Origin of the sequence: Candidatus Ancaeobacter aquaticus, assembly GCA_030765405.1 — a bacterium.
GTDB lineage: Bacteria > Auribacterota > Ancaeobacteria > Ancaeobacterales > Ancaeobacteraceae > Ancaeobacter > Ancaeobacter aquaticus.
Window position 1 is genome coordinate 1 of record JAVCCP010000067.1, and the last position, 24,269, is coordinate 24,269.

Below are 24,269 nucleotides of genomic sequence, written 5' to 3' on the forward strand. Positions count from 1 at the left end.
GCGTCTTAAACATGGATCTTTGGAAGAATGGATTAAAAAAACATTAGAAATTTATATCCATAATCCTGATATTGATCCCTATTCACTCTTGCCCCCCCCATAATTCCCCCCTTTACTCACCGGTTACCTTATTTTACTCTCTACCCCTTGACATGCACATTTGAATGATGTATAATACAGTTAAGAGTGCAAGATAATTAAGGAGGGGTATATGAAAGCATATAGGGAAAGAAGAAAATCACCGAGGATTCAAGTTGATGGAGAGATGCTTCTCGATGTGCGTAGCCAAGACTTCATAAAGGCGAACACTATCAATATCAGTTCTTCTGGAATTCATTTCATGAGTGCGGTTGCTATTCCCCTTTTTAGAGAGCTTGAAATAACATTGACTATTAATCATGTGTCCAAAAATCGTAATATTGAAGAAATAAAATGCCATAGTGTTGTTGTGCGCTGTGAACCGAAAGGATCAAAGTGGTTTGATGTTGCATTGTTCTTTATTGATATACCTAAAGAATCAAAAATGTGTATTGAGAAGTACATAGAGCATAAGGTTGGAGCAAAGAAAACAGTATGTTGATACAGTAGATGTTCGTGATAAGATGTTCGTGATAAAAAGTGCAGATTATGTGAATAATCTGTTTTTTTTATCACTGTTTTTTGATAAAATATTATGCAGAGATGGTTTGAGTAATTAACCAGGAGTTTTCTATGGTTACGATAGAACAGATATTAAAAATAATGATTGAAAAGAACGCCTCAGACTTACATCTTAAAGTCAATTGTCCCCCGACAATGCGGATTAATAAAGAGCTTGTTGCAATGGAAATGGATGCGATTGGCGATGATGAGATTCAGGCTATAGCATCTGGCCTAATGAATGAGCGACAGCAAGATGTTTTTGATAAAAAATCTGAAATTGATTTTGCGTATTCATTGCCGTCAGTTGGTCGTTTTCGAACAAATATCTTTGTCCAACGCGGAACGATCGGCATTGTGATGCGATCGGTGAAGACTGTTATTCCTACATTTAGTGACCTTACACTACCTGGAAAACTATTTGAAAACATTATTAATAAGAATAATGGGATTATTATTGTGTGTGGCCCAATGGGATGCGGAAAGTCATCAACGCTTGCAGCGTTGATTGATTATATCAATAGGGTCGAGAGGGTGAATATCGTTACCGTTGAAGATCCCATAGAGTTTCTCCATACAGATAAAAAAAGTATAGTTAATCAGAGAGAAGTGGGGATAGATACTCATTCCTTTAAGGATGCGCTCCGTTATATTATGCGGCAGGATCCGGACGTGATTGCTATAGGAGAAATGAGAGATGCTGAAAGTCTCAATGCGTCAATGATGTCTGCAGAAATTGGTCATTTGGTGTTAACAACATTACACTCAGTGACTGCTGCCCAATCAGTAGCAAGGATGCTTGAGTTTTATCAAGTGGAAACGCGTGATCAAATACGCAGACAATTATCTGATGTTTTACATGCTGTTATATGTCAGCGTTTAGTGCCCAGAGCTGACGACAAAGGTCTTGTTCCAGTTCTTGAAGTCATGATTGTCACCCCTACGGTAAAAAAACTTATCTATAATAACCAGTTGGATAAATTGCCCGCTGCAATAGAACTGGGAAAAGAATTTGGTATGCACAATTTTAATCAATCTTTTATACAGTTAGTTAATGATGAAATAATTACAAAAGAAGTTGCGTTAACACATTCACTCAATCCTGAGGCGCTCAAGTTGAATTTGCAGGGCATATTTCTTGATGATTCTCACAGAATATTGGATGCCTGAGGGCTCATGCAACGCAAAACAAGAGATATAATCAGTCAACTCACATCTTCTGAAAAGATTCTCATTCCGTTTAAACGCTCCGCCTATAACAGTGTCGCATTGGTATATCCACAAAGTTATTATATCGGGATGAGTAGTTTGGGATACCAAAGTGTTTATGCCATGCTGAATGCACGAAATGATACCCAGTGTGACCGCGCGTTTTCTTTTGATACTGGTGAAATATTTACCCTGGAAACACGAAGGACACTCAGAGACTTTGATATTGTCGCATTTTCGATATCGTATGAGAATGATTTCCTTAATGTAATTACAATGCTTCAGGAGTCAGGTATCCCGCTTTTTAGCTCTGAGAGGTCCGATAAGGATCCTCTTGTAATAGCCGGAGGGGTATGCTCTTTTATTAATCCCGAACCGTTACGAAACATTGTTGATGTTTTCCTTATTGGTGAGGCTGAAGCTATTCTCGATCCTTTTATGGATATATATAGTGATAAGAAAACTATGCAAAGAGATACCCTGTTACAATCGCTATCATCTGTAGAGGGGGTATATGTACCTGCGTTGTACAACAAAAACAATGATAAGCGAATAAAAAAACAATATGTAGCCGATATTAATACCTGCAATACATCGTCGAGCGTTCTCGCTACCGGTACTGAATTTGCGAATCGCAATCTTATAGAATTGTCACGAGGATGTCCTAGAGGATGCCGTTTTTGTGCCGCCAAATATATATATTCAAATGCTAGATACAGGGATATTGAAAATATAATCCCCATGATCGAAAGAGGAATGGCCTTTACTAATCTTGTTGGTTTTGTTGGTGCGAGTGTCTCAGATTACCCCTATATCGAAGAATTGTGCAGGTATGTTTTGGCACATGACTTGAAGATGTCTGTATCAAGTCTCAGGGCGGATTCGGTGAGTGATATATTGCTCAGAGCACTGACTCAAGGCGGACAACGGGAGATAACTATAGCTCCGGAAGCAGGGACACAGAGGTTGAGAAATCTCATTCAAAAGGGGATTACACTCGTAGATATCATTGAAAGTGCAGAAAATGCAAAAAGGCATGGTATTATCCGACTTAAATTATATTATATGTATGGATTGCCGACCGAATCGATTGATGATATTGATGGCATTGTTAGTGAGGCTATTGAAATATCTCGTATACTGCCCTTACGGCTTAACCTAACACCATTTGTACCTAAACCACACACACCGTTTCAATGGTGTTCTATGGAGTCTGGCGGTAACCTTAAAGAAAAACTGTCGTATATTAAAGCTCGCTTAAAGGGTGAGCGCCGAATTAAGATTACCAGTGAAAGTGCTAAGTCCGTCCTTCTCGAAGCGTTACTTGCACGCGGCGACGTTATATTTGATAAAAATACCGTTAACCTGAAACCGCAGGAAATAATAAAACACAATCCTTCTATACGTAAGATATCTTTGGATGAGGCTCTTCCGTGGGATTTTATTGATAATGGGATTGATAAAGAATATTTAAAAAAAGAATATAACAAAAGTATTATTTCTCAATCCCCTGGTGATATATGACGGTAATGATATCTCACAAAGAAGCATATGGGGTACCCTATATTGAGTATGATGAGTTAACCCCTTATGCTGGCATTAAGTGCATTACAACACTTCGTTCAATCCTGCAGCGTGAAGAGGTAGCCAAAATTGCTTCACGCATTATCAGTGGTTCACCCAAAAAAGTATTTACTGTCAGTCAGGTTCATGGTGATAGATATGTGTTGGTAAAAGATCATTATATGGCTGGACAGCATAAAGAGAGAGAATGCGCTGATGCGATTATCACAACTGCTAAGCGTTTTCCCATAGCAATGTATACTGCGGATTGTCTTCCCATACTGTTGTTTGATGAGGCGTGTACCGTGTGTGCCCTCATTCATGCAGGGAAGATGGGAACGCAAAAAGAGATAACGTACAAAGTTGCTAAGAAAATAAAAGAAATGGGCCAAAATATAGTACACGCAATTATTGGTCCTTCTATAGGCCCATGTTGTTATGAAATTGATCTGTGGAGTAATAATGAAACACAGCTGCAGAAAGCTGGCATAGCAAAGATCCATAATGTGGGGATATGTACTTCATGTAATACAGACACTTTTTTTTCATATAGGAAAGAAAAGGGAACCCAAGGTAGACTGGTTACGGTCGCGCAGTTGGAGTAAGAATTAAGCCGGTAATAAAGAAACGCTAAAAATGATTTGTAGTTGTTATCCTCTGAGTATATAGTAGTAATTATTATGTAGATATTATCTGGAGTAACCGTGTATGTATGCTGAAGATATACAAAAAAATGTGACATTAATAAAAAGAAATATAGATGAAGCTTGTAGGGTATCCGGAAGATCTACGCGTGAGGTAACGCTTATGGGCGTTACCAAAACAGTAGATGTCGACGCGATAAGAGAAATTATATCATGTGGGATAAAAGATATAGGCGAGAGTAAAATACAGGATGCAACGCGGAAACATTCTCATATTTCTCAAGAGGTTAACTGGCACCTGATTGGTCATCTGCAGACAAACAAGGTCAAGCATGCAGTACAGATCTTTGATTATATACATTCAGTTGATAGTGTAAAACTGGCTCGGGTAATATCTCTGAGAGCTGAAGAGATAGGTAAGACAATAAAAATTTTTGTAGAAGTAAATGTTTCCGGTGAAGAAACAAGGTATGGATTTTCCCACGAGGATGTGGCTCCGGCGATAGAAGAAATGTTGTTAATGAATAATATTCAGGTTGTTGGTTTGATGACTATGGCTCCTTTCACTGATGATCCTGAATGTGCTCGGCCATATTTTAAACAACTAAGAGAGTTAAAGGAATCCATTAATGCAAAAAATAGTGTTGATAAAGAGCTGTCTGAATTATCAATGGGTATGAGTAATGATTATCCTGTTGCAATTGAAGAGGGGGCCACAGTTGTCAGGGTAGGTACTGCACTTTTTGAAGCCAGTAGTGAAATATAAAAATATATTAATTAATGGAGTAAATACTTATGAATGAAAAAAATATGTTGAGTAATAAAAAAATTGGTGTGATAGGTGTGGGGAACATGGGAAGTGCACTTGTTCATGGTATTGTTGAGTCAAAGCTTGTTGATGTATCACGGATATATGTTTGTGATTGTGTGCCGGCCAAATGCGATTCAAAAAAAGATCTTGGGATTAATGTGGTAAACTCTCATAGAGAGCTTGTCACGCTTGTGGATATTGTTATTCTTGCGGTAAAGCCCCAAACAATACATGGTGTTTTAGAGGAAATAGTAGGCTCATTAAGTAAAGGCACTCTCATTATATCTATTGCCGCAGGTGTATGTTTAGAAAAATACGAAACTGTTCTTGTCCAGAGTCCTGTAATTCGCGCTATGCCAAATTTGCCTGTGGTAACAGGAAGCGGAGTCGTTGCAATTGCTCCGGGGAAGAATGCCACTGAAGAGCATATGCTGTATGCAAAAGCTATATTTAATGCAGTAGGTAAGGTTGTTGTTGTAGAAGAGCGTATGATGGACGCTATAACTGCAGTCAGTGGGAGCGGCCCTGCATATGTGTACTATTTTCTTGAAAGTTTCATTGATGGTGCCGTTAATCTTGGATTATCTAAAGAACTAGCTTTTCAATGTGTGTATGAAACCGTTTTAGGGTCATTACAATTACTGGAAAAACATAATGAGTCACCGGGAGAATTACGAAAAAAAGTGACTTCGCCCGGCGGTACGACAGAGGCAGCTTTGCGGTATCTTGATGAGATACAGTTTCATGAACATATGGGTAAAGCTCTGGAACAAGCCGCTAAAAGATCTAAAGAACTTTCGAGCGGTGCATGACAAAGATAGACGTTACTGAAACAAAAGCGGGGCTTATTCTTAAGGTAAAAGTGCAGCCAAAAGCAAATCATGATCAGGTTATAGGCATGTATGATGGTGGCATTAAGATAAAGATACAATCCCCTCCCGTTGATGGTAAAGCTAATAAGGCGTGTGAGTCGTTTCTTTCCAAGCTACTGGGCATTCCTAAAGGGGGCGTATCGCTTGTTAAAGGTCTTACCTCGAAAAATAAGATGTTTAGAATATCCGGGTTGGACAAAAATGAACTGGTAGCTATCTTAGAAAAGTATGTGTGATTGTACCAAAAATATTTTTAGAATCTATTTTTATACGTCTTCTCGATTTTTTCGGCTACATCCTTAAATGATATATCAATGGTATATATTTTTTTGTATTCATTGAGCGCTTCTGGGATTTTCCCCATTTCTTCGTACGTAGCAGCCAAATTGTATATAATGTCTTTTTTCAGGGGAGTCATTTCTGTGAGGGATTCTATAGCAGTTGAATATTGTTCTATTGCAAGATCAAACATTTTCTTAGAGGTGAAACATACACCAAGATTATTCAGTGTTTGAATTGTTTTATTAGGATTCTTAACAGCGAGTTGGAATTCGGTGATGGCTTTATCTATCATACCGGTTTTCATATACAGTGAGCCGAGATCAAAACGAAGATTTAAATTCGTAGGAAATTGTTCCACTTGTTGCAGGCATGAAGCCAGGAGAAGGTTAGTCTTTTTCTGCTCTAGGTTTTTGAGTGTTGTTTGTAGATCATTATTTTCCGGGCTATCAACAAGCTGTTCTTTAATTTTGTGTATTTTAAGATCAATACTTTTGCTCTCGATCTGTGCAAGAATATCTTTGTATGTCAGATCAGATGGGCTGAGCGAAATACACTTTTTAATATATTCAGCAGCCTTATTGTAATCATGTGTTTGAAAATAAAGCTCTGAAAGATTGCTCAAGGTATCAAGATTGTCAGGGGAGAAGTCAAGTTTTCGTTCCAGAGAATAAATTATTTCATTTAATTCATCTTCAGATTTTGTATGTTTTGCCTCTTTTTCAAACAACTTGGCTTGTTCTTCATCTTTGATTTTTTCTCTAAAACTTTCGAGTCTATCCCATGAGCTTTGCTTGATTGTTCCTAATGCGGCGATTTTCCTTAATTCCGGGCTTGCATCAGGATCATCAGGGGATATAGATAGTACATCTTCGTAGCACAGCCTAGCATCGTTAAGGTGTCCTAAATCCTTATGGATCCGTGCGAGCTCCTTAATAGTAGAGACATCTCTTTGATCAACAAGTCGCAGTGCATTTAGGGTATCAATAGAGATGTCTATCATGCCATTTCTTTCAGCGGTCTGCGCAAGCTTTAAGAGTACAAACTTATTTTTAGGGTGAATGAGCAATATCTTCTCTAATTCATTGATTGCTTTGCTCCAATATTCTTTAGAAAAATAGTAATGCGCTTTGAGAAATGGCACAGCTCCTAATATGAGCTTAAGGTACGTGACAAAAATAGGCGGATGTTCAAGATCATATTTTTTAAATTGTGCAAGACGTAATTTCCTTCTGCATACAGAATAGAATGGTGCTACTGAGAGTGCACCCTCAAATAGGGGGATGGCATAATCATAATTGGAATTATCGAGTGCCTGCTCTCCCTTTTCAAATAAATCTACCGCTTTTTTTGGTGTTTCTTTGGTAATCTCTTTTGGCATGTATCCCTCATAAATATTTTTAGTCTAACATCTTACAGCGAGAAATGGTGTTTGTCAATTAATTTTTAACGTTAAATATGCCTTCAAAAAGATAGTTCATCGAAGCAATAATAATTATATTGACAACAGGCATCGTCTCTGGTTTAATTATCTTTTGAATTATCGGAATGTCGTGAGAGGAGTGGGCAAAACCCACTCTTTTGTATTCTAAACGAAAATTGGAATTAATTACGTAAAAAATATGAGAGGCTCACTATGAGTGGTGACTTAATTGCCGTATTAGATTATTTGGAGAGAGAAAAGGGTATCGAAAGGGAAACGCTCATATTGGCTATAGAATCATCTCTACTTTCCGCATCGCGTAAAAGCGTGGGTACCGCAACAGATGTCTCCATTGAGGTTGACAGAAAAACATTAAAGATAAGAGCTTTTGGCGATTTTGATGTTGTTAAAAAGGTTTCTGACCCACAACAAGAGATTGATTTTGAAAAAGCAAAAACGATTGATCCTGATTGTCAAATAGGTGATAAGATAAAGATTGAGGTTACCCCAAAGAATTTTGGGCGTATTGCTGCACAGACTGCCAAACAAATTATGATACAAAAGATCAGGGAAGCAGAAAGAGACATAATTTTTAATGAGTATAGAGAACGTATAGGGGAGATTGTTACCGGTTTAGTCAGGCGGTATGATCATGGAAACGTGGTTATTGATCTTGGTAAAACTGAGGCTATTATGCCGTATAATGAAAAATGCCCTATAGAGGATTATCCTATTAGTAGTCGTTTTCGCGGTTATGTTGTTTCTGTTAAGACATCGTCAAAAGGACCTGAAATTGTGCTTTCGAGATCTCATCCGAATTTTGTTAAAAGGCTTTTTGAGCTGGAAGTACCTGAAATATATGATGAAACCGTAGAGGTTAAAGCAATAGCACGTGAGGCTGGGTATCGCACAAAAATCGCGGTGTTTTCAAGCGATGAAAAGGTTGATCCCGTGGGAGCATGTGTTGGTATGAGAGGTTCTCGCGTTAAGAATATTGTTAATGAACTTAGTGGAGAGAAGATTGATATTATTCCGTGGAGTGAGGATGTAGCGACATTTGTAAAAAATGCGTTGAGTCCTGCTAAAGTTAAACATATAGATCTTGATACAGAGCATAATGCGGCAACGGTAATTGTTGAAGCCGATCAATTGTCTCTTGCAATTGGTAAAAAGGGACAGAATGTCCGATTAACATCTAAACTTGTTGGCGTAAAAGTCGATGTTAAAAAGATTGATGAAGAAAATGGGATCGGTGATATAACCCCGAACTTAATACATGTTCCAACTCAGAAGACAACTGTAAATAAATTTGAAGGTGCTATAGAACAAGCAGCAGCGAACTTAATGCAAATTTCTTGCATAGGAACAAAGATGGCGCACAGTTTGGTTGAGGCAGGGTTTACCAGTATTGACGGTTTAGTTGAAGCTGACCCTTCAGATTTATGTGCAATTTCTGGTATTGGAGCAAAAAAGGCGGAAAAAATCGTTGAAACAGCTATGGAGTTAAAAGAAAAGAAAAAGTAGTTCTATATTGAACAGATTTATTTAAGAGGTTTGATATAGCACGTTATCTAAGGTGAATATGAGAGTACATGAACTTGCAAAAGAGCTTGGCCTGGTGAGTAAAGACCTTATTACAAAACTCAAAGAACTTGGGTGTGATGTAAAAGGTCATATGAGCAGTATTGATGATGATACAGTTAATAAGGTTAAAGGTGCAGCTGGGGCCCAAGATGTCACTGTCCGCAGTAAACCAGCTAAAGAAATTCCCGCAAAAACTGAAAAGGAAGTAAAAAAAAGAGGCCGCAAGAAGAAGGAACAAGACCCTTCTAAAGATGATGCGGTAAAAGAAATAAAGAAGACCTCAGAAGAAGTTCCCTCAGAGACTATAGAAGAAACTATCCCCCATGTTGAAGAACCAAAAGAAGAAATCGTTGATCAAGAGGTTTCCCCCGAAGATATTTCTGAAGATATTATCGAACTTCTTATGCCTATTTCTGTGAAAGATTTTGCTGATGAGTTAGCATTAAAGCCAAATGAATTAATCATGAAGCTGATGAAAAAAGGGGTATTCGCATCAATCAATCAAACACTCGATTTTGATACGTGCAGCGCTCTTGCTAGCGAATTTGGTTTCAAGATAGTAGAAAAAGAACCAGAGCAAATTATTGAAGAGATCATTCAGCATGAAGTTCTTTGTGTTGATGAAGTTGATGATGAAAAAGATTTGCGTCCACGGTGGCCGGTGGTTACTTTTATGGGGCATGTCGATCATGGCAAAACATCATTATTAGACTATATACGTAATGCGAAAGTGGCCGCAGGAGAGAAAGGCGGTATCACACAACATATTGGTGCCTATGAAGTAGTGACTAATCGGGGGCACATTACGTTTCTTGATACTCCTGGCCATAAAGCGTTTACTGAGATGCGTGCACGTGGTGCTAATGTAACGGATATTACGGTACTGGTTGTTGCCGCTGATGATGGTCCGATGCCCCAGACGTACGAAGCAATTGATCATTCGTTGGCTGCAGAGGTGCCTATCCTTGTCGCGATAAACAAAATTGATATTCCCGACTCAAATCCTGATACGGTAAAACGAAAATTATCTGAAAAAGAGCTTACCCCTGAAGATTGGGGTGGCAAGACAATCTATGCGCCAGTATCTGCAAAAACGGGCGAGGGGATCGATGATCTTCTCGAAATGATACTCTTACAAGCCGAAATTATGGAGCTTAAAGCAAACCCCAACCGGCGTGCATATGGTGTTGTTGTTGAAGCAAAGACATCAAAAAAGAAGGGACATGTTGCTACGGTTTTAATTTTGAAAGGTACTCTCAAGGTAGGGGATCCAATATTTTGCGATAAGTATAGCGGTAAAGTGAGAGCCCTTTTTAATGATAGGGGGCAAAGTATTAGAAAAGCCGGGCCGGCGACACCTGTTGAAATATTAGGTATTAGCGGTGCACCTGAAGCCGGATCTGAATTTTTTGTTACCAAAACAGAAAAAGAGGCACGTGAAATCAGCGAAATAAGTTCACATAGGAGTAAAATGGCATCATGGACTGCTTACAAACATCTGACTCTTGAGGACTTATATCGCGAGATCGTTGAGGGCAAGACAAAAGAGTTGAAATTAATAATAAAAAGTGATGTGCAGGGCTCCTTGGAAGCACTGAGAAAATCTCTCGAAGAGTTAGGCACAAAGGCCGTGACCGTTAAAGTAATACATGAAGGAACAGGTGATGTTAGCGAAAATGATATTATGCTTGCTGCCGCATCGAACGCTATTGTAATAGGATTTCATGTAAAAACCGATTCTAAAATGCGCGATCTGGCACGAAAAGAGCTTGTTGAAATGCGCCTATATAGTATTATTTACAACGTGGTAGATGATGTAAGAAATGCTATGGAAGGATTGTTAGAGCCAACGTATACTGAAACAATTATGGGGCATGCTGAAGTGAGAAAAGTATTTTCGGTATCTAATGCAGGAAAAGTTGCCGGATGTTTTGTGAAAGATGGAAAAATACTCAGAAATGCTAAGGTCCGTGTTTTAAGAGGGGATGAAATTGTACATGATGGTGAGCTTAGTTCTCTTAAACGGTTTAAAGATGAAGTAAAAGAAGTTGGCCGTGATTTTGAATGCGGTATTCGACTTGTGAGTTTTGATAGTTGGCAAGAACTAGATATGATAGAAGCATATACTCTAGAATCATCAGCAACAAAATTGTAACCTTCCAAGCAGTATGCAAAACTACTGTGGGTATCCTGCAAATGGCCATAAATACACCAGGTTGTTGCTCTTTCAAGGAGAAACGAATGGTTGGCCCTCATTCAGAGACTTAATAACAAATAATATTGCTGCTTGGTTTTGCGCAATTGAACTTCATGATTATATGAATAGAGATATGATAACAAGAGAGCGAATATAGGGTGTAAAATGGGTTCACGGATGTTGAAGGTAAACAGTTTGATGAAGCGGGAAATAAGCCAGATAGTTCAACAAGAGCTCAAGGATCCGCGTATAGGATTTGTTACGATTATTGGTGTCGAAGTAGCCAATGATTTGCGGCATGCAAAAGTATATTGCTCTGTGATGGGCGATAAAGCCAAAAAAGATGAGTCTATGAGGGGTCTAAAGAATGCCAAAGGATATATACAAAGTGAATTAGGGTCTCGCATAAGAATTAGATATATTCCAGAATTGCATTTTATCCTAGATGAAACTCTTGATTATAGTATGCATATAGAAGAAATGTTAAGGAAAATACATGATGAAAAGCCGATATCTCTAGAGGAAAATACTATAGAAGATGATCAATAAATTTTGATGAGGAAAGAAAATGCAGTGCAATAATACTGAAAAAATTATTCAGGTTATAAAAAACGAGAAAAAGTTTACTTTGTTTACTCATGAGTCTTCCGATGGAGACTGTATCGGAAGCCAGCTTGCTTTTGCCCGAGCATTAAAAAAATTAAAGAAAGACGTCATTTGTGTGGGAGAGCGTGTTCCGCTTAAGTATCAATTTCTCTATTCTCAAGAAACGATACATGCCCGAGATCCGCGCAAAGATACGGCTAGTCGTGTTGCGGTATTCTTCGACACAACCTCATTAGATAGAGTTGCGGGTGCTTCAGTAAGCGACTTAAAAAAATATAAAACATTGATTAACATAGACCATCACGTTAGTAATGATCGTTTCGGAACCTATAACCTGATAGATGCTAGCGCATCAAGTGTTGGGGAAATGATATACACTTTGCTTGTAAGAGCTGCCGTAGAGATAAGCCCTGATATTGCAGCACCGCTTTATGTGGCGATATTGACTGATACCGGTATGTTCCAATATGCAAATACTACACGTTCTACACATGCGGTTATTGGTGCACTTTTAGAGTCGGGAATAGACCAATTCCGTATATATCAACATGTGTATGAGAATGTACCTCTTGCAAAACTAAAACTTCTTCAATATGCTTTAGCGACTTTACAGATAGATGGCCATGGTAAAATTGTGTCAATGTGGTTAACGCGTACAATGTTTAAGAAAGCTCATGCCCGCGAGGAATTGTCCGAAGATGTTATTAACTATGCGCGAAGTGTTGAAGGATCTGTTGTTGCAGTTGTCTTTAAGGAAACGGAAAAAAGAGGTGTGATCAAAGTCAGTCTACGTTCAAAATCAAAAAAAGCTGATGTAAATAAAATTGCTGCGTGTTTTGGCGGTGGCGGACATAGTGCTGCCGCGGGATGTACCATACGTGGTGCAAAAAAAGTGGTAGAGAAAAAAGTAATAAACACGATCAAAAAAGTTATTGTGAAGGTGTAGTTAGTAGGTCTTTTTTGGGTAAAATATCCTAGCCCGCTATTTGTTCAAAGGTCATATCATAAGATACACAGTTGGTACGGAATATGTATACATATATAGACCCCAAGTTTAACCTCAAAAACACATTGCTCTGTGGTCAATGTTTTCGATGGCGGCTTCATTCGGATACATATTATGGCGTTGTGGAATCGCATCTGTTAGGTGTTCGGCAAAACAACACGCAATTACATGTAACGGTAAGCCCTTCTGTTTCTAACGATCAGTTCGTTCGGGATTATTTTAATTGTGCATTTTCCTCCGATGAAATACTGAAATCATTTCCCATAGATGTATATGTCAAACAGGCAATGGTAGCTTCAGAAGGTATACGAATTCTTAAACAGGATCTTTGGGAAACAATTGCATCATTCATTATTTCAATCAATAAAAATATTCCGGCTATTATTACAATAATAGAAAACCTATCGATGCAGTACGGTAAGAAAATAGATGTGGGGACATCACTTGATCTAAAGGATCATTATTCTTTTCCGGATATAGCAACGATTGCCCGCACAACGCCAAGTGCTTTGAGGGAGAGCGGTATGGGGTTTCGAGCAGAATATCTATCCAAGACAAGTCAAATGATAGAAGATGGTGTTATCGATCTATCGAACTTAAAAAAGATGGGCATTGATGAAGCACTTAGCGTGTTGCAAACGCTTCCGGGTGTTGGGCCAAAAGTTGCCAACTGTATATTGTTGTATGGTTGTAATCGGTATGATGCTTTTCCAATAGATGTCTGGATGAAGCGGATATTGGAAGAATGTTATTTTAAGGGGAACAAAGTGCCACTCAAGAAATTAGGTCAGTTTGCAAAAAAATATTTTGGGCCTTACAGAGGATATGTGCAACAATATCTGTATTATTGGGCACGTTCACAAGGAAAGAAAAATAAATAGCGAGATATATAATGGACGGATTATTTATTATTAATAAGCCAACACATATGACATCATTTGATGTTGTTCGGAAAATAAGAAAAATATGTAATGTAAAAAAAGTGGGACATGCGGGAACTCTTGACCCCCAAGCCACCGGTGTCCTTTTAGTAGGAGTAGGGAAGGCAACCAAATGCATGAAATATTTTGAGGGTATGTATAAAGTCTATAAGGCGCGTATGACACTTGGGGTTACGACTGATACTCAAGACTCAACAGGAAAGGAACTTTCAAAGAAAGAATGTGGAGCAATATCTCAAGAAGAAGTCAGACTTGTTATGGAAAACTTTTTGGGTGAGACTAGTCAGGTTCCGCCAATGGTGTCTGCCCTGAAACATAAAGGAAAACCATTATATAAGTATGCCCGAGAAGGAGTCGAAATCGAGAGGAAAAGCCGTACGATACAAATACATGATATGTATGATGTGTCATACGCTTTACCGGAAGTGTATTTCACCGTAAAATGTTCAAAGGGAACATACATAAGAACTCTCTGCCATGATATTGGATCACGCCTTGGATGTGGTGCTGTTCTTTCAGGGCTTGAACGTCTTGCGGTAGGTCCCTTTACGATTGATGATGCACTTTCTCTAGACGAAATTGATCAAAGTGGCAATAATAGTATACCGATTGAAAAACTTATGGCGTATGTTGACAAATAGAGGATAGAAATAATGGAAATTATACAAGATATAGAGTCTATGCGACAACCGCTCAAGAACACAGCTGTTACGATAGGTACTTTTGATGGCGTGCATATCGGGCATCAGAAGGTGATAAAAGCTGTTGTGCGATCAGCAAAGAAAATTAAGGGTAAAAGTGTCGTTGTAACATTCTATTCTCATCCGCACAAAACCATAAAGGGAGAGGATACACGTGTGCATATCACGTCGCCTCAACACAAAATCAGAATGATAGAAGAGCTTGGTGTTGATGTATGTATTTTGCTGGATTTTAAAAAAGGCGTAATTCATATGAGTGCGGAAAAATTTATCTCACACTTTCTTGTAAAACAGCTTGATGCTAAAAATATATATGTCGGATATAATTTTATGTTTGGTTCTAAACGAAAAGGTGATGTTGCTCTTCTCGAAAAAATGAAAAATACATATGGATACAATTTACATGTGTTGCCGCCGGTAATTAAAGATACTATTTGTGTGAGTAGCACTGTGATTCGAAAACTTGTGCATTCCGGAGACCTTTCTTTAGCGTCGCGTTTGTTGGGAAGAAAATATTCTCTTTATGGTACGGTTGTTAAGGGTGATACAATTGGGCGTATCCTCGGCTATCCAACAGCAAATATCATTCCTGATAATGAAATTATGCCGCCGAGTGGCGTGTATGCAGTAAAAGTGCTCTATGCCCAGTCATGGTATAATGGCGTTGTTAATATCGGGGTGAAACCGACATTTAAAAATGCGGATGATGTTAAGCTGACCGTTGAAATACACATTTTCAATTTTAATAAAGAAATTTACAATGAGTATCTTGAGATATTCTTTGTGCAAAAATTAAGAGAAGAAATGAAATTCCCTCATAAAGACGAACTTATTGAGCAGATTAAAAAAGATGAGGTAAGGGCAAAAAACCTATTGCGTGCCGTTAAGTGGCGCGGTTCTGTATAAAAATATTGAGTTTACAATTGACAATTGTTGCTATTCTGGTATCCTGTACGACGCTTCAAAAAATAAAAAAAGGGGGACGTAAGCAATGTTATTATTAAAAAAGAAAGACAATAAGAAATTGATAAAAGGAGGTGAATCGAGCGATCCTGAGATCGAAAAAATGCGCGAGATGTATGCGCAAACATTCCGTAAACTTGAAGAAAATTCTATCACAATTGGAACGATAGTTGAAATTCGTTCTGATGAAGTGTTAATTGATGTTGGATATAAATCTGAAGGGGTTATACCTGTTTCAGAGTTTAGAAATATATCAGAATATAAGATTGACGATGAAGTCGAAGTGTTGATCGAGCAGTTAGAAGATCAAAACGGCATGGTGTCATTATCAAAGCAAAAAGCTGATAAGATGCAAAGCTGGGAACGGGTTATTGCCGATTGCGAAGAAGGTAAACTCGTAAAAGGAAAAGTTACCAGAAAAGTTAAGGGCGGGTTAATGGCTGATATCGGTATTGAGGCTTTTCTTCCTGCTTCACAAATTTCATTAAGGCCAGTTAAGAATATGGACGAGTTTGTCGGTAATGAGTATGATTTTAAAGTGGTGAAGATAAACTTTGAGAGAAAGAATATTGTTGTATCAAGGAAGCAATTTTTGGAAGAATCGGTTGCTAAAGATAAATCTAAGATGATCAAAGAAATGAAAGTCGGTGATGTAAGAAATGGTTCAGTGAAAAACATCACAGACTTTGGTGTTTTTGTTGAGCTAAACGGTATTGATGGCCTGTTGCATATTACTGATATGACATGGGGAAGGATAAGCCATCCTTCTGAAATGGTTGCTATTGGTGATTCAATAGATGTGGTAATCCTTGATATTGATAATGAAAAAGAGAGAGTATCACTTGGCCTTAAGCAGAAAACAGTCAATCCATGGGAAGAGGTAGAAAAGAAATATCCTGTGGGTACAAAGGTGAAAGGTCGTGTGGTTAATCTGATGCCTTATGGCGTATTTGTCGAGCTTGAAAAAGGGATCGAAGGGTTGATCCATATTTCAGAGCTATCATGGACAAAGAGAATAAATCATCCGTCCGAAGTGTTGGCAATTGGTGATGTAGTTGAGGCGATGGTTTTGAATATTGAAAAAGACGCTAAAAAGATATCTCTAGGGATCAAACAAACCGAAGCCAACCCATGGGACAACGTTGAAGAAAAGTATGCTGTAGGCGCAAAGATCAAAGGTAAAATAAGAAATATTACAGCATATGGGGCCTTTGTTGAATTAGAAGAGGGAGTTGACGGATTAATCCATGTCTCTGATGTGTCTTGGACCAAAAAACTCAATCACCCTTCTGAAGTATTAAAAAAAGGCGATAAAGTTGAAGCATTAGTGCTTTCTGTTGACCAAAAATCCAAAAAGGTCTCATTGGGTATTAAGCAGCTAGAAACTGATCCGTGGGAAAAGATAGAAGAAGAATGTAAGGCAGGAACGATTGTGTCAGGCAAAGTTAATAAAGTAACTGGTTTTGGCGCATTTGTTGAACTGAATTATGGTTTTGAAGGATTAATTCATGTATCGCAGCTAACGGCTTCAGATGAAACACCGGCCGATATTACAACCATCATTAAAGAAGGTGATAACATTACCGCGATGGTTATAAAGGTAGATCCTTCTGAGAGAAAGATTGCTTTAAGCGTGAAGGAATACCTAAAAATGAATAAAGAATCTAAAGAAGAATAATTCATTATTTTACTTTAGTACATGATAAGGGGCTCTTCAGTGTTATCGCTGAAGAGCCCATTATTTCTAAATATACAATCACCAAGTACCAATAATCAAACATAAGGAATATCGTAATACAGTAAGTATGTTTGGTAATTGGTCATTCGAGTGGACACGTTATGGATATACAAAAACAATTACAAATAATTACAAAGGGCGTTTTTGAGATCATTTCTGAGGTAGATCTTAAAAAGAAATTACAGATCGCAGAAAAAGAAAAAAGGCCCTTACGTATCAAGGCAGGATTTGACCCAAGTGCTCCTGATCTTCATTTGGGGCATACCGTCTTACTCAGAAAACTAAAACATTTTCAGGATTGTGGGCACGAGATTTATTTTTTAATTGGCGATTTCACCGGTCGCATTGGTGATCCGACAGGAAAAAATGAGCTCCGCAAACAGCTTTCAAAAGAAGATGTAGATAAGAATGCAAAGACATATCAGAAGCAGGTCTTTAAGATACTGGATGAAAAGAAAACAAAAATAGTATTCAATAGTGCGTGGTTTGAGAAAATGACATCTGTTGAAATGATCAAACTTACTGGCCATGCTACGGTTGCACAACTTTTAGCGCGTGCAGATTTTAGAGAACGTTATGAAAATCAAAAAGATATAAGTGTGTTGGAGTTTATGTATCCTCTTTTGCAGGGATACGATTCGGTGCACCTAAAATCTGATGTTGAGCTCGGGGGGACCGACCAAAAGTTCAATCTTCTTATGGGGAGAGAAATGCAAAAAGACTATGGGCAGGATCCTCAGGTTCTTCTCATGATGCCTATACTTGAGGGGACTGATGGCGTGCAGAAAATGAGTAAGAGCCTTGATAATTATGTTCCCCTGGATAGCGGCGATACGGTGCAGGAAAAAGCATATAATATGTATGGCCCGCTCATGTCGATCTCTGATGAGTTGATGATGCGTTATTGGGATCTTTTAACTGATGTGTCACTTGATGATATTGAGGGCATGAAACATCAGATTAAAGAAGGGAAATTACACCCAAAAAAGTGCAAACAAAATTTAGCGCGTATGATAATTTCTGGATATTATGGCGAAGAATCAGCGGAAGAATCAGAGAAATTATTTGAAGCAAAACATGGCAAGAGTGCAGATACTAAAGTGGTATTTGATTCATCAGCCGAAGAGGTGGTAATTAAGCGTTCACAGCTCGATAGCGATTCTGTTTGGGTGTGTAAGCTATTACTGCTTGCCGGCTGTGCAAGCAGTAATAGCAATGCTCGGCGATTGATTGAGCAAGGTGGTGTTACCTTAGATAATCAAAAAATATCTGATTGTAAAGCTGAAATCCTGATCGAAAATAAGCAGTATTTTTTGCAGGTTGGGAAGAAGAAATACGTAAAAATTACGATCGAAAATGACTGATTAATACACGTATTTTTAAGCGTAATAAAATAATTAAAAATAATTAAAAAAAGATGTTGACATACTATACAACTTCGAGTAAATTAACTGTTCTCTTAATTGAGAATTTTATTGTCTTCCAAGATTACCTCAACACGTTTTTCTTTGGAACGAGATTTACAATAGAGTAGGATCTTTGAAAATTAAATAGTGTAATACACCAAGCAAGTGTTAAAGGGTTAAATAATTGAACTAACACTCCGTTAGTTCAATTTTACGTTTTTTATGGAGAGTTTGATCCTGGCTCAGAACTAACGCTGGCGGCGTGGCTTAGGCATGCAAGTCGAACGATCCCCGCAAGGGGATAGTGGCGCAAGGGTGAGTAATACATGGGTGATTTACCCTCGAATTGGGGATAACCCTGCGAAAGCGGAGCTAATACCGAATAATATCACACGGTTCGCCGTGTGATCAAAGATGGCCTCTATTTATAAGCTATCGTTTGTGGATAAGCCCATGCTCTATCAGCTTGTTGGTGAGGTAATGGCTCACCAAGGCAATGACGGATAACCGGTCTGAGAGGATGTACGGTCACACTGGAACTGAGATACTGTCCAGACTCCTACGGGAGGCTGCAGTCGAGAATCTTTTGCAATGGGCGAAAGCCTGACAAAGCAACGCCGCGTGAGTGATGAAAGTTTTCGGATTGTAAAACTCTGTCACCTGGAACGAAAAGCATAATGCTAATATCATTGTGCCTTGACGGTACCAGGAGAGGAAGCCCCGGCTAACTCCGTGCCAGCAGCCGCGGTAATACGGAGGGGGCAAGCGTTGTTCGGATTTACTGGGCGTAAAGGATGCGTAGGTGGTTATAACAGTCGGATGTGAAAGCCCTCGGCTCAACCGAGGAATTGCATACGAAACTATATAGCTAGAGTATGGAGGGAGAGAGTGGAATTCTTAGTGTAGCGGTGAAATGCGTAGATATTAAGAAGAACACCAGTGGCGAAAGCGGCTCTCTACTCTGATACTGACACTGAGGCATGACAGTTAGTGGAGCAAACAGGATTAGATACCCTGGTAGTCCTAACAGTAAACGATGTGCACTAGGTGTAGGTGGTATCGACCCCACCTGTGCCGCAGCTAACGCATTAAGTGCACCGCCTGGGGAGTACGGTCGCAAGATTAAAACTCAAAGGAATTGACGGGGGCCCGCACAAGCGGTGGAGCATGTGGTTTAATACGACGCAACGCGTAGAACCTTACCAGGGCTTGACATGTACATGAAATTTTTGTGAAAGCAGAAACCTCCTTCGGGACATGTACACAGGTGTTGCATGGCTGTCGTCAGCTCGTGTCGTGAGATGTTGGGTTAAGTCCCGCAACGAGCGCAACCCTCGTTCATAGTTACCATCATTCAGTTGGGGACTCTATGGAGACTGCCCCGGTTAACGGGGAGGAAGGTGAGGATGACGTCAAGTCATTATGGCCCTTACGCCCTGGGCTACACACGTGCTACAATGGCCGGTACAGTGGGACGCCAAACCGTAAGGTGGAGCAAATCCCTTAAAACCGGCCCCAGTTCAGATTGAGGGCTGCAACTCGCCCTCATGAAGTTGGAATCGCTAGTAATGGCGGATCAGCTACGCCGCCGTGAATACGTTCCCGGGCCTTGTACACACCGCCCGTCACACCACGAGAGTTGATTGTACCCGAAGTCATTTTAGCTAACCTGTAAAGGAAGCGGATGCCGAAGGTATGGTTGGCGATTAGGGTGAAGTCGTAACAAGGTAGCCGTACCGGAAGGTGCGGCTGGATCACCTCCTTTCTAAGGAGCAGGTAATATGTTAATCATTGATTAACATATATCCGAGGTCGATTATATATTAGCTTGCTAGTATATGACAGTTGTAAAATGCTGGCCTCTGGTGTATTGCACTATTTAGTTTTTAAGGAATTGTTCTTTTTATATGTGAGAGCTGCCTAAGCAGCTGCCTTGGGTGCAGATACGATAGTGTTTGGGCCTGTAGCTCAGTTGGTTAGAGCGCACGCTTGATAAGCGTGAGGTCGATGGTTCGACCCCATCCAGGCCCACCATGATTTAAAGCTTAGATTTATAGTAACACGTATAGATCAGTTTTGAGGGGGCAGTAGTTCAGATGGGAGAACGCCGCACTTGCACTGCGGAGGTCAGGGGTTCAACTCCCCTCTGCTCCACCATTTTTATGAATATTACGTAGTGATGCTAAGTCATTATTACAATTGATAAATTTGATCTTTGACAACTAAATAGTGTAATGTAAGGTTACATACAATTTCAAAGAGTAAGCTAGAAATTTTCCATTGGAAAATTTTTGGCCAAGCTAGTAAGGGCGTACGGTGGATGCCTTGGCGTCAAAGGCGATGAAGGACGTGGTAAGCTGCGATAAGCTTCGGGGAGCCGCAAACAGGCTTTAATCCGGAGATTTCCGAATGGGGAAACCCTCATCGATTAATATCGATGAACTTATATCTGAATACATAGGATATAAGGGCGAACCGAGAGAATTGAAACATCTTAGTAACTCGAGGAAAAGAAAACAATAGTGATTCCCTAAGTAGTGGCGAGCGAACGGGGAACAGTCTAAACCTTATATGTGTAAGCCTGTGCGCGTTGCATATAAGGTGTTGTAGGGTTTTACCAGATTCTTGTACAGAAGGATCGAAGAGTCAAAAAATCATGTTTTAGTTGAATAGCCTGGAAAGGTTAACCGTAGAGGGTGAAAGTCCCGTAAACGAAAAGGCATGATCTCTTTGGGTAGAATACCTAAGTACCGCGGGACACGTGAAACCCTGCGGGAAGCAACCACGACCATGTGGTAAGACTAAATACTAATTGACGACCGATAGTGAACTAGTACCGTGAGGGAAAGGTGAAAAGAACTCCTGTTAGGAGAGTGAAATAGTACCTGAAACCGTATGCCTACAAGGTGTAGGAGGGCTATGCTCCGATTTATCGGAGAATGCCTGACTGCGTGCCTTTTGCATAATGATCCGACGAGTTACTGTATGCAGCAAGGTTAATTACGATATGCAAGTGTCGTTTGGAGCCGTAGCGAAAGCGAGTGCGAAGTGTGCGTTTAGTTGCATGTAGTAGACCCGAAGCCGAGTGATCTACCCATGGTCAGGGTGAAGTCTCGGTAACACGAGATGGAGGCCCGAACCTTTGCAGGTTGAAAACTGCCTGGATGAACTGTGGGTCGGAGCGAAAGACTAATCAAACTCGGCGATAGCTGGTTCTCCTCGAAATAGCTTTAGGGCTAGCCTCATGTAATAGTTAGCAGGGGTAAAGTACTGGATGGGTTAGGGATCTTACCAGATTACCAAAACCAACCAAACTCTGAATACTGTTAACCGTATCATGGGAGTCAGACTGCGGGGGATAAGCTTCGTAGTCAAAAGGGAAACAGCCCAGACCGACAGCTAAAGACCTTAAATATGGACTAAGTGGTAAAGGATGTGGAATTGCACAAACAGTTAGGATGTTGGCTTAGAGGCAGCCATCATTTAAAGAGTGCGTAATAGCTCACTAATCGAGCGATTCTGCGCCAATAATAATTGGGACTAAGTTCATTTCTGAAGCTTCGGATTTAAAATAGATTTATCTATTATTAAGTGGTAGAGGAGCATTCTATACTGGTAGAAGCCAGACCGTAAGGACTGGTGGACGGTATAGAAGTGATCATGTCGGAATGAGTAGCGATAAGAACAGTGAGAATCTGTTCCGCCGTAAAACCAAGGTTTCCTGGGGAAGGTTCGTCCGCCCAGGGTTAGTCGATCCCTAAGTCGAGGCCGAGAGGCGTAGACGATGGACAATCCGTTAATATTCGGATACTACCTTGAAAATGCTTGAACAATGGAGTGACGCAGTAGGCTAGGTGATCGTGCGATTGGAAGTGCACGTTTAAACTGGTAGGGGGGTGGCTTAGGCAAATCCGGGCCGCTATTAAACCCTGAGAGGTGATGTCGAGTTCCTTTATGGAGCGAAGTCACTGACGCCACACTGTCAAGAAAAACTTCTAGTTAGTTTTCAGGGTATTCGTACCGCAAACCGACACAGGTGGTTGAGGAGAGAATCCTAAGGCGCGCGAGAGAATCCTCGTTAAGGAACTCAGCATATTAGCCCCGTAACTTCGGGAGAAGGGGTGTCCCGGTTAGTAAGATCTTTTACAGATCAAGCTTCTCGGGATCTCAGTAAAGTGGCTCAGGCGACTGTTTACTAAAAACATAGGTCTATGCCAAGCCGTAAGGCGATGTATATAGACTGACACGTGACCAATGCCGAAAGGTTAAGGCAAGGGGTTAGCCGCAAGGCGAAGCTCTGAACCGAAGCCCCGGTGAATGTCGGCCGTAACTATAACGGTCCTAAGGTAGCGAAATTCCTTGTCGGGTAAGTTCCGACCTGCACGAATCGTGTAACGATTTGAGCGCTGTCTCAACGAGGAACTCGGCGAAATTGTAGTACCTGTGAAGATACAGGTTTCCCGCGATTAGACGGAAAGACCCCGTGAACCTTTACTGTATCCTGATATTGGATTTTGATTCGTTATGTGTAGGATAGGTGGGAGGCGTTGAAACCCTGGCGTTAGTTGGGGTGGAGCCGAAAGTGAAATACCACTCTTATCGTATTGAGTTTCTAACTTCGTGCTGTGAATCCAGGCGAAGAACAGTGTCAGGTGGGCAGTTTGACTGGGGCGGTCTCCTCCTAAAGAGTAACGGAGGAGTTCAAAGGCTTTCTCAGCACGGTCGGCAATCGTGCGTAGAGCGTAAAGGTATAAGAAAGCTTAACTGCGAGTCCTACAAGACGAGCAGGTGTGAAAGCAGGACTTAGTGATCCGGCGGTTTCTGAATGGAAAGGCCGTCGCTCATCGGACAAAAGGTACTCCGGGGATAACAGGCTGATCGCTCCCAAGAGTTCATATCGACGGAGCGGGTTGGCACCTCGATGTCGGCTCATCGCATCCTGGGGCTGGAGAAGGTCCCAAGGGTTTGGCTGTTCGCCAATTAAAGCGGTACGCGAGCTGGGTTTAGAACGTCGTGAGACAGTTCGGTCCCTATCTATCGTGGGCGTAGGATATTTGAGAAGAGCAGTCCCTACTACGAGAGGACCGGGATTGACAAACCAATGGTGTTCCTGTTGTCTTGCCAAAGGCATTGCAGGGTAGCTATGTTTGGAAAGGATAAGCGCTGAATGCATCTAAGTGCCAAGCCTCCTTCAAGACTAGATATCACTTGCGTAAGCAACTAAAGGCAATTCGAAGACTACGAATTTGATAGGCCAGGTGTGTAAGCACTGTAAAGTGTTAAGCTAACTGGTACTAATAAGCCGTGAGGCTTGGCCATAATTTTTTCATTGAAAGATTTTTGGTTAATCTTTAGAAAGTATGTAATCTTACAACTATTTAGTTAAAGTTATTTTGTTTGTTGTTTTTCGAAAAACGAAAATCGATCAACAATGAACGAAGATGATTTTCCCGGTGATTATAGTAGAGGGGACACACCCGTTTCCATTCCGAACACGACCGTTAAGCCCTCTTACGCCGATGGTACTAACCTGCGCGGTTGGGAGAGTAGGAAGTTGCCGGGTTAAATTTAAAAGACCCTGAGAGTGATCTCAGGGTCTTTTTTTTGGTCTTTTTAGGTTGATTTCAACCTAAAAGTAAATATTACTTATACAAACTGTACAAGTTTATCGGTTCATTCGTAAATAA

Annotated in this window: 17 protein-coding genes, 2 tRNA genes and 3 rRNA genes; 21 read left to right on the plus strand and 1 reads right to left on the minus strand. The window is 40.2% G+C overall.

Annotated elements, in window-relative coordinates; all coding sequences use genetic code 11:
• Positions 1–211 precede the first annotated feature (211 nt).
• The 7 genes from P9M13_08710 to P9M13_08740 all read left to right on the plus strand — a co-directional run bounded on the left by P9M13_08710 (position 212) and on the right by P9M13_08740 (position 5,974).
• A complete protein-coding gene (locus tag P9M13_08710) occupies positions 212–580 on the plus strand; it encodes a PilZ domain-containing protein (protein MDP8263370.1) in 369 nt (122 codons plus the stop codon).
• 131 nt (positions 581–711) lie between these two features.
• Complete coding sequence (locus tag P9M13_08715) at positions 712–1,809, plus strand: PilT/PilU family type 4a pilus ATPase (protein ID MDP8263371.1); 1,098 nt, start codon at positions 712–714, stop codon at positions 1,807–1,809.
• A gap of 6 nt (positions 1,810–1,815) precedes the next feature.
• Positions 1,816–3,372, plus strand: a complete 1,557-nt coding sequence (locus P9M13_08720) for a radical SAM protein (GenBank protein ID MDP8263372.1) — start codon at positions 1,816–1,818, stop codon at positions 3,370–3,372.
• Complete coding sequence (locus tag P9M13_08725) at positions 3,369–4,016, plus strand: polyphenol oxidase family protein (GenBank protein MDP8263373.1); 648 nt, start codon at positions 3,369–3,371, stop codon at positions 4,014–4,016. The genes P9M13_08720 and P9M13_08725 overlap by 4 nt, the downstream gene beginning before the upstream one ends.
• A 103-nt stretch (positions 4,017–4,119) precedes the next feature.
• A complete protein-coding gene (locus P9M13_08730) occupies positions 4,120–4,821 on the plus strand; it encodes a YggS family pyridoxal phosphate-dependent enzyme (protein ID MDP8263374.1) in 702 nt (233 codons plus the stop codon).
• A 29-nt stretch (positions 4,822–4,850) separates the two neighbouring features.
• Positions 4,851–5,678 carry a pyrroline-5-carboxylate reductase gene (proC, locus tag P9M13_08735; GenBank protein ID MDP8263375.1) on the plus strand — a complete coding sequence of 276 codons (828 nt, stop codon included), beginning with the start codon at positions 4,851–4,853 and terminating at the stop codon, positions 5,676–5,678.
• Positions 5,675–5,974: a DUF167 domain-containing protein gene (locus P9M13_08740; protein ID MDP8263376.1), complete on the plus strand. Its 300-nt coding sequence runs from the start codon at positions 5,675–5,677 to the stop codon at positions 5,972–5,974. Before proC ends, P9M13_08740 begins: the two co-directional genes overlap by 4 nt.
• A 17-nt stretch (positions 5,975–5,991) precedes the next feature.
• Here the strand turns inward: P9M13_08740 and P9M13_08745 are convergent, their stop codons facing one another.
• Positions 5,992–7,398, minus strand: a complete 1,407-nt coding sequence (locus P9M13_08745; GenBank protein MDP8263377.1) for a hypothetical protein — start codon at positions 7,396–7,398, stop codon at positions 5,992–5,994.
• Between the two features lie 255 nt (positions 7,399–7,653).
• Here P9M13_08745 and nusA point away from each other — a divergent pair, with 255 nt between their 5' ends.
• The 14 genes from nusA (at position 7,654) to rrf (ending at position 24,145) form a co-directional block, all read left to right on the plus strand.
• Positions 7,654–8,964 (plus strand): transcription termination factor NusA, encoded by a 1,311-nt coding sequence (nusA, locus tag P9M13_08750; protein MDP8263378.1) that lies wholly within the window; start codon positions 7,654–7,656, stop codon positions 8,962–8,964.
• Between the two features lie 58 nt (positions 8,965–9,022).
• The gene (gene infB, locus P9M13_08755; protein ID MDP8263379.1) at positions 9,023–11,179 is read left to right on the plus strand and encodes a translation initiation factor IF-2; all 2,157 of its coding nucleotides are present in this window, start codon (positions 9,023–9,025) and stop codon (positions 11,177–11,179) included.
• Between the two features lie 207 nt (positions 11,180–11,386).
• Positions 11,387–11,770, plus strand: coding sequence for a 30S ribosome-binding factor RbfA (gene rbfA, locus P9M13_08760; protein ID MDP8263380.1), 384 nt, complete (start codon positions 11,387–11,389; stop codon positions 11,768–11,770).
• A 19-nt stretch (positions 11,771–11,789) separates the two neighbouring features.
• Positions 11,790–12,773, plus strand: coding sequence for a DHH family phosphoesterase (locus P9M13_08765; protein MDP8263381.1), 984 nt, complete (start codon positions 11,790–11,792; stop codon positions 12,771–12,773).
• A gap of 83 nt (positions 12,774–12,856) precedes the next feature.
• The gene (locus P9M13_08770; GenBank protein ID MDP8263382.1) at positions 12,857–13,714 is read left to right on the plus strand and encodes a DNA glycosylase; all 858 of its coding nucleotides are present in this window, start codon (positions 12,857–12,859) and stop codon (positions 13,712–13,714) included.
• Between the two features lie 11 nt (positions 13,715–13,725).
• Complete coding sequence (truB, locus tag P9M13_08775; protein MDP8263383.1) at positions 13,726–14,415, plus strand: tRNA pseudouridine(55) synthase TruB; 690 nt, start codon at positions 13,726–13,728, stop codon at positions 14,413–14,415.
• Positions 14,416–14,427: 12 nt separating this feature from the next.
• Positions 14,428–15,381, plus strand: a complete 954-nt coding sequence (locus P9M13_08780) for a bifunctional riboflavin kinase/FAD synthetase (GenBank protein ID MDP8263384.1) — start codon at positions 14,428–14,430, stop codon at positions 15,379–15,381.
• A gap of 85 nt (positions 15,382–15,466) precedes the next feature.
• Positions 15,467–17,116 (plus strand): 30S ribosomal protein S1, encoded by a 1,650-nt coding sequence (gene rpsA / locus P9M13_08785; protein MDP8263385.1) that lies wholly within the window; start codon positions 15,467–15,469, stop codon positions 17,114–17,116.
• Between the two features lie 161 nt (positions 17,117–17,277).
• On the plus strand, positions 17,278–18,540 hold the full coding sequence (tyrS, locus tag P9M13_08790; protein ID MDP8263386.1) for a tyrosine--tRNA ligase: 1,263 nt from the start codon (positions 17,278–17,280) through the stop codon (positions 18,538–18,540).
• A gap of 261 nt (positions 18,541–18,801) precedes the next feature.
• Positions 18,802–20,347, plus strand: a 16S ribosomal RNA gene (locus P9M13_08795).
• A gap of 192 nt (positions 20,348–20,539) precedes the next feature.
• Positions 20,540–20,616: transfer RNA gene (locus P9M13_08800), tRNA-Ile, on the plus strand.
• Between the two features lie 47 nt (positions 20,617–20,663).
• Positions 20,664–20,739: transfer RNA gene (locus tag P9M13_08805), tRNA-Ala, on the plus strand.
• A 136-nt stretch (positions 20,740–20,875) separates the two neighbouring features.
• A 23S ribosomal RNA gene (locus P9M13_08810) occupies positions 20,876–23,901 on the plus strand.
• Positions 23,902–24,031: 130 nt separating this feature from the next.
• Positions 24,032–24,145 (plus strand): 5S ribosomal RNA (gene rrf, locus P9M13_08815).
• Together the 16S, 23S and 5S rRNA genes with 2 tRNA genes alongside form the textbook arrangement of a ribosomal RNA operon.
• Positions 24,146–24,269: the final 124 nt, after the last annotated feature.